This window comes from uncultured Methylobacterium sp., assembly GCF_964251405.1.
Lineage (GTDB): Bacteria > Pseudomonadota > Alphaproteobacteria > Rhizobiales > Beijerinckiaceae > Methylobacterium.
Window position 1 is genome coordinate 1 of record NZ_CAXUJR010000111.1, and the last position, 10846, is coordinate 10846.

The window sequence follows — 10846 nt, forward strand, 5'->3', positions numbered from 1 at the left end:
GTTCAGCGTGTTCCTGAACAAGCCCATGGGCGAGGAGCCGGTTCTTGGCCCAGCCAGGCCCGATAGTGGGGCGGAGACGCAGCAGATGGCGTAGGGCTTCGTCGCCGTCTTGGAGATCGGCCATCCCGAGCGCGGGATGGTCGCTTCCGGCTGGCGTCCCGAACTGACATCAGGACATTCGTTCGCGGCCAGGGTTTCGGTTGCGAAGATCTCGGGTTACCGTTCGCTTTTCGGAGCGACGGCTGCCTTCCCCGTCTGCGGCCGCACTGGCTATTCCGACCGTCTCCGACGGTTCGAGATCTACGCGGGCGCGTCGCACGCGGTCCCATTCACGCATGCGGACCGCCTGAGCGCAGATCGGATCGCCTTCTTCGGTCTCCGGCCTGACGGCAGGGCCGGATGAGCCTTTCACTCCCTCGGCAAACCGGAGCGCAACGATGGATCTTGGGATCAGCGGACGGATCGCCGTCGTCACCGGCGGCGATTCCGGCATGGGCTTCAAGACCGCCGAATATCTCCTGCACGAGGACGTCAAGGTCGTCCTCACGGATATCGATGAGGCAAAGGTCCAGGCTGCCGCGAAGGAACTGGCCGCTCTCGGCGACGTCAGGGCCGTGGCGGCCGATCTCAGTTCCGGCGAGGGCATCGCGGTCCTGAAGGCCTTCGCCGACAAGGCGTTCGGCGGCGCCCCGACGATCCTCGTCAACGCCGCCGGCATCACCGGCTCGACCGGGGACTTCCTCGACCTCACCGACGAGGACTGGCTGCAGACCATCCAGACGGACCTGCTGGCGGCCGTGCGCACGGCGCGCGCCTTCATCCCCGGGATGCGCGAGGCCGGGTGGGGACGGGTCGTGCTCTTCTCGTCCGAAGACGCGGTGCAGCCCTACGTGGAAGAAATGCCTTACTGCGTTGCCAAGGCCGGAATCGCGAACCTCGCCAAGAACCTCTCGAAGGCCTATGGGCCGGACGGCGTCCTCGTGAACGCGGTGGCGCCCGCCTTCATCGCGACGCCGATGACCGATGCCCAGATGGACAAGAAGGCGGAGGAAAAGGGCATCTCCTTCGACGAGGCCGTCCGGCAGACCCTCGACGATGAGCGACCCGGCATCGTGGCCAAGCGCCGTGGCGAGCCACGGGAAGTCGCCGCGATGGTCGCCTTCCTGTGCTCGGAGCAGGCGAGCTTCATCACGGGAGCCTTCATCCGCGTCGATGGCGGATCGGTGATGGGCGTGGGAAGCTGACGATGTCCGGGCCGAAACCGGGTCGCCGACCCGTCAGTCCTCATTCACTCGACCGAAGGCCGATCCTGCGCTCGCGAAGCGATGCCGTAGGTCTCATAAAGCGAGACGGCCGGCCCCTCTCGGGACCGGCCGTCTTCACGTCGACGTTGGTGGCTCGATCGGCTCAGCGAGACGGGCCGCCCGAGGTGTTGCCGGTATTGGGGACCGTGCGGTTGGTCTGGTCGGCATTGCCGCCCTTGGCCGATTCCGCCGCGCCCATGCTGCCACCTGCCGAGGGAGCGGCAGGGCCGGGGTTCGGTGCCATGCCGCGGGTCGAGGGATTGTCGATCGGGCCGCTCGTGGTGTTGCCGGCCTGCGGCACGGCGCGCTCCGGCTGGCCCACATTGCCCGACGGCGACTGGGCGAGCACGGGTGTCGCAGCGAACACCGCACCGGCGAGCAGGAGACTGGAGAAGCGCATTACGGGTCGTCCTTGGGTTCCAAGCACTGGCGACGGAATACGAAGCGATATCGCTCGCGCGAAGATCTCCTGCACCGGCAATGGGAAAAGAACGATCGTCGCACCCGGCTCGTTCCCCGGAAGGTGGGACAATAAGCTTCGTTGCCTCAGGATGACGCCCCTATCCGCGCCCTCGTCCGACTGGGCTCAGGCCGCATCCGCGCCGTCGAGCCCGCCCGCCTCGAGAAAGCGCTCCAGCCAATGGATGTCGTAATCGCCGGCCTGCACCTCGGCGTTGCGCACCAGCGTCCGGAACAGGGGCAGGGTGGTGTCGACGCCATCGACCACGAACTCGTCCAGCGCCCGGCGCAGGCGCATCAGGCACTCGTTGCGGGTGCGCCCGTGCACGATGAGCTTGCCGATCAGCGAATCGTAGTTCGGCGGGATGCGGTAGCCATGGAACACGGCTGAATCGACCCGCACGCCGAGGCCGCCCGGAGGATGGAAATAGGTGATGAGACCCGGCGAGGGCCGGAAGGTCGCCGGGTGCTCGGCATTGATCCGGCATTCGATGGCGTGGCCCGAGACCTTGATCTCGTCCTGTGTGACCGAGAGCGGCAGCCCCGCCGCGACCCTGATCTGCTCGTTGACGAGGTCGATCCCGGTGATCATCTCGGTGACCGGATGCTCGACCTGGATGCGGGTGTTCATCTCGATGAAGTAGAAGCGCCCGTCCTCGTAGAGGAACTCCACCGTGCCGGCGCCGAGATAGCCGAGCTGCTGCATGGCGCGGGCGCAGATGCCGCCGATCTCGGCACGCACCGTCTCGTTGATCACCGGCGACCCGCCTTCCTCCCAGACCTTCTGGTGGCGGCGCTGCAGCGAGCAGTCGCGCTCGGCGAGATGCACGGCGTTGCCCTGCCCGTCGCCGAGGACCTGGACCTCGATATGGCGGGGCTTCGTGAGGTACTTCTCGAGATAGACCGCGTCGTCGCCGAAGGCCGCCTTGGCCTCGGTGCGGGCCATGTCCAGCGCCTCCTCCAATTCGGGCTCCGAGCGCGCCACCTTCATGCCGCGCCCGCCGCCGCCGGAGGCTGCCTTGACCAGGACAGGATATCCGATTTCCGCGGCGACCTGCCTGGCCTCGTCCATCTCGGTGATGCCACCCTCCGAGCCCGGCACGCAGGGGATGCCGAGGCGCTTGGCGGTGCGCTTGGCCTCGATCTTGTCGCCCATGATCCGGATATGTTCGGCCTTCGGCCCGATGAAGCCGATGCCATGATGCCCGAGAACCTCGGCAAAGCGCGCGTTCTCAGACAGGAAGCCGTAGCCCGGATGGACCGCGTCGGCGCCCGTGATCTCGCAAGCCGCGATGATCGACGGAATGTTGAGATAGCTGTCGCGGGCGGCAGGCGGCCCGATGCAGACGCTCTCGTCGGCGAGCCGCACGTGCATCGCGTCGGCATCGGCGGTGGAATGCACGGCCACGGTGGCGATGCCGAGTTCCTTGGCCGCTCGCAGGATCCGCAGGGCGATCTCGCCGCGGTTGGCGATCAGGATCTTCTCGAACATGCGGCCGCCGTCACTCGATCACGAGGAGGGGTTCGCCGAACTCGACCGGCTGGCCGTCCTCGACGAAGATCGCCGTGACGGTGCCGGCGCGCGGCGCGACGATCTCGTTGAAGGTCTTCATCGCCTCGATGAGGAGGAGCTTCTCGCCCACCGCCACCACCGAGCCGATATCGACGAACAGCTTGGCCTCGGGCGAGGGGCGCCGGTAGGCGGTGCCGACCATCGGCGACGGCAGGGCCCCCGGATGCGCGGCGGCCGCCTTCGTGCGCTCGCCGCCGGGGCCCGCCACCGGCTGCGGGGCCGGAGGAGGCGCCAGCGCCGCGGCGACCGGAGCCGCGACCTGGACATGGACCGGCTCGATTCGCCTCACCACGCGGATGCGCAGGTCCCCCTTCTCGATCTCGATCTCGGTGAGATCGGTCTCGGTGATGAGGTTGGCGAGCGCGCGCACGAGCTCGGGGTCGAAAGGTTCGTTCTTGGACATCGGGTCGGTCTTGGGCTCAGTCTTGAGAGGCGGAGGCGGCGGGGCCTGCGAGAAGCCGCGCCAGGGCGTCGAGGCCGAGCGCGTAGCTGTCGGGTCCGAACCCGCAGATCACCCCGGCGCAGACGGGGGCGATGAGGGAGACGTGCCGGAAGGCTTCGCGGGCATGGACGTTGGAGAGGTGGACCTCGACGGCGACGACGCCGCTTCCCGCGATGGCGTCGCGCAGTGCGATCGAGGTGTGGGTATAGGCGGCGGCGTTGATCAGCACGCCCGCGCCCGCCGCGCCGGCGGCCTGGACGAGGCCGACGAGTTCGCCCTCGTGGTTGGTCTGATGGAAGGCGAGGGCGACTCCAAGCGCGTCGGCGCGAGCGCGCAGGTCGCGCTCGATGTCGGCCAGGGTGGCGCTGCCATAGATCCCCGGCTCCCGCGTCCCGAGCAGGTTGAGGTTCGGCCCGTTGAGGACGTGGATCGGAATCATGGACGGGACGGTGTGATCGCGTTCGCGGGGACGGGAGCCGGATGCTGAACGAAAGCGCCGCGCCGCGACAGGGCGGGGGCGCCGGAGATCCGGCTCAGCAACTGGCCTGCCCGCACTTGCGCACCTCCGCGATGGTCTTGCGGATCGGGTCGAGGCCGACGGCGCCGGGGATGATCTCGTCGCCGATGATGAAGGCCGGCGTACCCGAGAGGCCGAGCTTGTCGCCGAGACCGACATTCTCGGCGAGCGCCGCCTTCACCTCGGCACCCTGCGCGTCCTTGGCCAGGCGCGCGGTATCGAGACCCATCTCCTTGGCGACCGCCAGGGCCTTCTCGGCGTTCACCCGACCCTTGCTCTCGAGCAGCTTGGTGTGGAACTCGAACAGCTTGTCGCCCTTGAGCTGCTGCTTGGCCGCGAGCGAGAGCTTGCTGGCCTCCAGGGATTCGGCGCCGAGCACGGGGAAGTCCTTCAGGACCACCCGCAGCTTCGGATCCGACTTGATCAGGGTCTGGATGTCGGTGAGCGCCTTGCGGCAATAGCCGCAATTGTAGTCGTAGAACTCCACCAGGGTGACGTCGCCGTTTGGATTGCCGGCCACGACGCTGTGCGGCGAGTTGATCAGGGCTTCGCGCGATTCCTTGAGGGCCGCGCCCTGGGCCAGCCTCTGCGTCTCCTGGGCGCGGCGCTCGCCCTCGGCGATCGCTTCCTGAAGGACGTCCGGGTTCTTGACGAGGTAATCCTTGATGATCGCCTCGATGGCCTGCCGCTGGCCCTCGTTGAAAACGGCCGGAGCGCCCTGGGGCGTCGTCTGGGCGTGTGCGCCGGTGAGGCCGAGGAGCGGACCCGCGACGGCGAGGACGGCAAGCAGGGAGCGGGTCAGCGTCATGGATCCTCGGCGTCTTGTCGCGGCGGACGGCATGGCGCGTCGCCTTTGGGTGCGTCGGTAGCCCCGGGGTTAGGCGTTTTCGCGGCGCCCGGTCAAATCATGTGTCGAGGCGTCTCCGTCCGGACTTGGAGTACAGAAGGACTTGGATCGCGCCGGAAACGGCGCGATGAGGGAGGCATGACAGCCTTCTCCCGACCTGATGCCGTGATCGCCCGCGCCCACTCCCTGCGCGCGGCCCGCGTGGCACCGTTCCTCGCCATGGACGTGATGAGCGCCGCCACCGCCAAGGAGCGCTCGGGCAGCCACGTGATCCACATGGAGGTCGGCCAGCCCTCGGGACCAGCGCCGCGTGCGGTGATCGCGGCAGCCCGCCATGCGCTGGATGGCGGCCGGCTTCCCTATACCGAAGCCCTGGGCCTCGCCGCGTTGCGCGAGCGCATCGCCCGCCATTACCGGGAGACCTACGGAGTCACCGTCGCGCCGGAGCGCGTCGTCGTCACGACGGGCTCGTCGGCCGGCTTCGTTCTCGCCTTCCTGAGCCTGTTCGATGCCGGCGCACGGGTGGCGGTGCCGGAGCCGGGCTATCCCGCCTATCGCAGCATCCTGAACGCCCTCGACCTCGTGCCGGTGCCGCTGCGTTTGCACGCCGAGGACCGGTTCGCGCCGACGGGGGAGGGCGTGCGGGCCCTCCATGCGACGGGCCCGCTCTGCGGCCTTCTGGTGATGAGCCCGGCCAACCCCTCCGGCACCGTGATCGCGCCGGACCGTCTGGCGGACCTCGCCCGGACGGCTCGGGAACTCGGAATCTCGTTCATCTCCGACGAGATCTACCACGGCCTCGCGTATGGCGTGCCCACGGACACCGCCCTGCGCACCGCTCCCGATGCCGTGATCATCAACTCGTTCTCGAAGACCTGGTCGATGACCGGCTGGCGCGTCGGCTGGATGGTGGTGCCCGAGGCCCTGGTGCGGCCCATCGAGCGGCTGGCGCAGAACCTCTATATCTCCGCACCCTACCTGTCGCAGGTGGCGGCCCTGGCGGCCTTCGACGCGGTGGAGGAGGTCGAGGCCACCCGCGCCGGCTACGGCGCGAATCGGGAGATCCTTCTTGATGCCTTCCCTCGCCTCGGCCTCGGGCGCATGCATCCGGCCGACGGCGCCTTCTACCTCTATGCCGACGTCTCGGCCCTCACCGACGACGCGGCCGCCTTCTGTCGGCGCATGCTCGACGAGGCCGGCGTCGCGGCCACGCCGGGCCTCGACTTCGATCCGGTCGAGGGCGGACATCACGTTCGCTTCTCGTTCGCCGGGAGTGCCGAGGATTGCGGCGAGGCCGTCGCCCGCCTGCGCGTTTGGCTGGCCTGAAGGCCGGTGACCGGAACAGGTTCGGCAGCCCGCCCGGCCCGGCATGACGATCCAGGCGGCCGTCGAGTTCAGGGGTGGAATGATCGTGACGCAAGCCAAGCTCGCCGAGAATGTCAGGTCCGCGGCCCAGGATGCCCGCCGGAGGGCGATGAGCTTCACGGGAGGCCATGGGAAGGATGCCCTGCCGATGGCCGTGCTGAAGGCGTTCGACGAGACGGTCCGGGGCCATGTCGAACGGGATCCTCGGATCGAGGACGAGCGAGACAACGTCCTGATCGCCGCGGTGAAGCTCGCCGAGTCGCAGCCCGAGGATGCACAGGACGGCGTTCAGCCGATGCTTCAGGTCCTGCTCGATGCGATCGACCAACTGGAGCGGGTGACCCTGAAGGAGGGCATCGTCAACCGGAAGGCAGCCGCAGCCGGCTTGGGCACTGCACTGCAACGCCTCGCTCCACGGCAGTAGCAGCGGCGCGACGAGAGCCCTGGCCACACAGGCCGGATGCCGGGTGGGGTACGAAAACGCTCCGAACATCGCTGCCTGCGACGGGCAGGCGCCCTCATGGCCGATCGATGATGCGCGCCGCGCCGTAGCGGTTGTGCACGCCGAGGGCACGGTAGAGAGCGACCGCGTGGACTTTCACGGTGCTCTCCGTGAGGTTGAGCGAGCGGGCGATCTCCTTGTTCGACTTGCCGCAGCGGATCAGGCGCAGGACGTCGTTCTGCCGCGGCGTCAGCTTCGTGCTCGACTCGGGCAGGGGGGCGAATTCGGTACCCGCGGGCATCTCGCCCTGCTGCGGCAGATCCGCGACGAACGGGGGCACGAAGATCTCGCCCTTGATGATCTTCTGAAAGGCCAGGACGATGTCGGCGATACCGAGGGTCTTCGGCACGTAGCCGTGCAGCCCCGCCTGCAGCGCAAGGAAGATATCGTCGCGCCCGCCCGAACCCGAGACCACTGCGACACGCACGTGGGGAAAAACCTCGCGCACGCTGCGTAGGCTGAGGGCGTTCTCGACACCCGGCATCGCGAGGTCGAACGATGCGAAGGTGATGGCGGGATTCTCACCGAGGGCCTGCATCGCGGCGTCGAGGGAGCCAGCCTCGATCACCGAGGAGAAACCGCAATCCCGCTTCAGCAGGGAGGAAAGCCCCGCCCGGAAGAGCTCGTGATCGTCGGCGATCAGCGCAATGGAAGCGTCGTGGTTCATCGTCGATCACCTGATGGTCGTCGCGTCGTCGAAACCGTATCCGCGGATAGCCGGCTCGAAGATCGGGGCCGGCAGGCCGCCCATGAACCGGTGCTGCGTGCTCGTCTCCGCCTCGCGAGCGCGCCGAAGCTCGTCGATCTGCGCCACCGTGCCATCGATGGCCCGGCGCAGGTCTGCGGTCGCGGCCTCCTGCCCGTCGCCGGAGCGGCAGGCCACTTCGAAGGCCTGGCAGGCACGCCCGAGTCCGGGGAAGTCGAGGATGCAAGCCGTGGAGATCACCGCGTGGGCGCCGGCGGCCGTCCTGCCCGCGGTGCCGTGGCTGGCGATGTCCGCCGCAAGGGTCGCGAGGTCCCGCCGCAGCTCGGCGAGGGCGGTGTCGAGGCGGTCGTCGGGAAGCCAGGATCGGGCGGAGACGTCGCCGTCCATGCCGGCAGCGGGCCCAACGCCCAGGCTGTCGGCGCGTGGCGTTCGAAGCCGGAAGGCGTGGCGGATCAGCACCTTGGCGAGCACCGCCTGGGTCAGGGGCTTGCCGACATGGCCGTTCATGCCCGCCTCCTCGAAGCGGCGCACCTGATGCGAGAACACGTCGGCCGAACAGGCGACGATAGGGACGTCGCTGGCGGGATGATCGAGGCCGCGGATGATCCGGGTGGTCGCCGTGCCGCTCATCTCGGGCATCTGCTCGTCCATCAGGACGAGGTCGTAGGCGGCCTCCTGCACGGCCTGGATGGCGGCCTCGCCAGAGGAGACGAGGTCCACCCGGCAGCCGAGGGCCTTCAGCAATTCGCCCAGCAGATCCCGGTTGAGGGAGACGTCCTCCACCACGAGCACATGGGCCTCAAAGACGTTGCAGGAGAGCGGCGCCTCCTCGGGCAGCGGCGGCTGCTCCTCCACCACCGGCAGGTCGAGGCTGAGCCGGAAGGTGGAGCCCTGGCCGACCACGCTCTCGACCGTGATGCGGCCGCCCATCTGCTCGATGAGGTGGTGCGAGATCGCAAGGCCGAGGCCGGTGCCGCCGAAGCGACGCTCGTTCGAGGCGTCGACCTGCGAGAAGCGCTGAAACAGGAGGTGCTGGCGCTCGGCCGGAATGCCGATGCCCGTGTCGCGGACCGAGAGGCTGAAGCGGCATCCGCCTGCCTCGACCGCCTCGACCGCCACGCCGAGGTGAATGCTGCCGCTGTCGGTGAACTTGATGGCGTTGCCGAGGAGGTTGAGCACGACCTGCCGCAACCGTTCCGGGTCGCCGAAGAGCGAGGCGGGCAGACGCTCGTCGATCGCGAGGTCGAGGGAGACGGCCTTGGCGGTGGCCATCGGCAGGACGAGCGCGGTGGCATCTTCGAGAAGCCCGGCAAGCGAGAACGGCCGCGAATGGAGAGCCATGTCGCCCGCCTCGATCTTGGCGAGATCGAGAATGTCGTTGACGATCGACAGGAGAGCACCGGCCGCGTCCTGGATCCGAACGACCCGGTGGCGCTGGACCGGCATGAGATCGCGGTCGGAGGCCAGCAGGTCGGCGTAGCCGAGGATCCCGTTGAGGGGCGTGCGCAGTTCGTGGCTCATGTTGGCCAGGAACTCCGCCTTGGCGATCGAGGCCGCCTCGGCCCTCTCCTTAGCGATCCGTAGCTCCTCGTCGTGGTGATGCTGGGCCGTGATGTCGCGCGAGATGGCCAGGATGCGTTGCGTCATCCCGCGGGCGTCGAGCATCGGGGTAACGAGGACGTCGAGCCATGTCTCGTCGGTCCCCTTGCGGCCGCGCCAAGCCGTAAACCGGCTGGAGGCGCCGCGCTGCGCGACCACGATGGCCTGGCGGGCGGTCAGGCCTCCCTCACCGGGCCAGAAATCGGTCCAACGCTTCCCCTCGATCATCGCGTCCGATCCGGCGCGATGCGTGCAACGCTCGTTCGTGAAGATGATCCTGCCCGACGCATCGAGCAGCTTCACGGTATCCGGTGTGTTCTCCAGGATGCTCTGCGTCAGGGCGTGGCTCTCTGCGAGTTCGTGCGTCCTCTCGGCCACCCGGCGCTCGAGCTCGACGTTGCTGTTGCGCAGCCTCTCCGCCTGCTCGTGCAGGCGTGCCGAGGCGTCCGCCAGCGTCTGGCTGACCATGTCGGCCTCGGCCACGCCTGTGCTGCGATAGGTGATGCGTTCGCCCTGCCCGAGCCCGCGCGCGGCCTCCAGCGTGATCTGCGCGGCCGACTGCATCCGGCGCATCAGGAACAGCGCACAGGGGCACGCGGTGAGGAGCAATGAGACCGCCACGGCAACAAGCAGCCACAGGGACTGACGCAGCGAGCTCTGCAGGGCCGTGTACGAGACGGAACTGAGGATGAACCAGCCCGAGATCGGCGAGCGACGATAATACTGCCGGACCGCGACACCCTCCACGTCCATCGCATCGAGGGAGCCGTAGGCGCTCGTCGTCGCCCCGATTCCCGGGACCGTACGGCCGACGTAGCTCTCGCTCTGCAACGTCCGCGCGATCAGGACACCCGATCGGTCGACGAGCGATCCGCGATGGGGCGGCAGGAGCCCCGGACTCTGCAGCAGGTCCGCGAAATGCGAAGGGCGGATCGCGAAGACGAGGGCAGCGGGCCGCGTCGCCGGTCCCGAGGCGATCACCGAGACAGCGACCTGGCGTCCGCGTCCGTGCAACTCGGGCAGCAGGTCGGAGATCTCCGGCCCGGAGCCGATTTCCAGCCGTCGGCGCAGGGCAGTGAGGTAATCGGCCGGGAGCGGCGGGCTCTCGTCGTGAAGCCGGTCCCGGCCACTCGCATCGAGGAGGAAAAGGTCGCCCTGGCGTCCGGCCATCGCCTCCCGTGCCTGCAGGCGGAAGCGTGGCAGGTCGTCGAGGAGGGCGGGCGAGGCCGCCAGAGCCCGCAGGGCGGCGATGAGCGCGATGAGGTCGCGCTCGACGGCGAGGCCGAGATCGATGTTGGCCTCGATCGAGACTGCCTCGAGCCGCATCCGCTCGGACCCGACATAGCGGTTCGTCACGAAGATGATGATGGCGATCAGAGGCAGGGTGAGAACGAGCGCGAAGACACCGAGATAGAACGAGAAGGGACGGCCTTGTGCCGGAATCTTCTCGTTGGCGGTGGCAGGGGGACCGGCTTGCGCTGTGTCTTCGACGCCGGCCATCCGACCGAATTCCTATTCTGAACGCGACAACA

At 68.4% G+C, this 10846-nt stretch carries 10 protein-coding genes; 3 read left to right on the forward strand and 7 right to left on the reverse strand.

From position 1 onward, the window contains the following. Positions 1-437: 437 nt before the first annotated feature. Entirely contained in the window at positions 438-1244 is an 807-nt protein-coding gene (locus ACFE7U_RS15830) for an SDR family NAD(P)-dependent oxidoreductase (RefSeq protein ID WP_375410679.1), read from the forward strand. 163 nt (positions 1245-1407) lie between these two features. On the opposite strand, the gene ACFE7U_RS15835 is transcribed toward ACFE7U_RS15830, so the two are convergent. The 5 genes from ACFE7U_RS15835 to ACFE7U_RS15855 form a co-directional block, all read right to left on the reverse strand. Next, positions 1408-1704, reverse strand: coding sequence for a hypothetical protein (locus ACFE7U_RS15835; protein ID WP_375410680.1), 297 nt, complete (start codon positions 1702-1704; stop codon positions 1408-1410). 186 nt (positions 1705-1890) lie between these two features. After that, positions 1891-3255 (reverse strand): acetyl-CoA carboxylase biotin carboxylase subunit, encoded by a 1365-nt coding sequence (gene accC, locus ACFE7U_RS15840; protein WP_375410681.1) that lies wholly within the window; start codon positions 3253-3255, stop codon positions 1891-1893. A gap of 10 nt (positions 3256-3265) precedes the next feature. Further along, entirely contained in the window at positions 3266-3739 is a 474-nt protein-coding gene (accB, locus tag ACFE7U_RS15845) for an acetyl-CoA carboxylase biotin carboxyl carrier protein (protein WP_375410682.1), read from the reverse strand. 16 nt (positions 3740-3755) lie between these two features. Beyond that, positions 3756-4217, reverse strand: a complete 462-nt coding sequence (aroQ, locus tag ACFE7U_RS15850) for a type II 3-dehydroquinate dehydratase (RefSeq protein WP_375410683.1) — start codon at positions 4215-4217, stop codon at positions 3756-3758. Between the two features lie 94 nt (positions 4218-4311). Next, a complete protein-coding gene (locus ACFE7U_RS15855; protein ID WP_375410684.1) occupies positions 4312-5103 on the reverse strand; it encodes a DsbA family protein in 792 nt (263 codons plus the stop codon). Positions 5104-5280: 177 nt separating this feature from the next. On the opposite strand from ACFE7U_RS15855, the gene ACFE7U_RS15860 reads away from it, so the two are divergent. Both ACFE7U_RS15860 and ACFE7U_RS15865 read left to right on the forward strand, forming a co-directional pair. After that, positions 5281-6468, forward strand: coding sequence for a pyridoxal phosphate-dependent aminotransferase (locus tag ACFE7U_RS15860; protein ID WP_375410685.1), 1188 nt, complete (start codon positions 5281-5283; stop codon positions 6466-6468). Positions 6469-6511: 43 nt separating this feature from the next. Continuing rightward, the gene (locus ACFE7U_RS15865; RefSeq protein WP_375410686.1) at positions 6512-6931 is read left to right on the forward strand and encodes a hypothetical protein; all 420 of its coding nucleotides are present in this window, start codon (positions 6512-6514) and stop codon (positions 6929-6931) included. Between the two features lie 94 nt (positions 6932-7025). Here the strand turns inward: ACFE7U_RS15865 and ACFE7U_RS15870 are convergent, their stop codons facing one another. Together ACFE7U_RS15870 and ACFE7U_RS15875 are read right to left on the reverse strand one after the other, a co-directional pair. Then, the gene (locus ACFE7U_RS15870) at positions 7026-7676 is read right to left on the reverse strand and encodes a LuxR C-terminal-related transcriptional regulator (RefSeq protein WP_375410687.1); all 651 of its coding nucleotides are present in this window, start codon (positions 7674-7676) and stop codon (positions 7026-7028) included. A gap of 6 nt (positions 7677-7682) precedes the next feature. After that, positions 7683-10814: an ATP-binding protein gene (locus ACFE7U_RS15875; protein ID WP_375410688.1), complete on the reverse strand. Its 3132-nt coding sequence runs from the start codon at positions 10812-10814 to the stop codon at positions 7683-7685. Positions 10815-10846 lie beyond the last annotated feature (32 nt).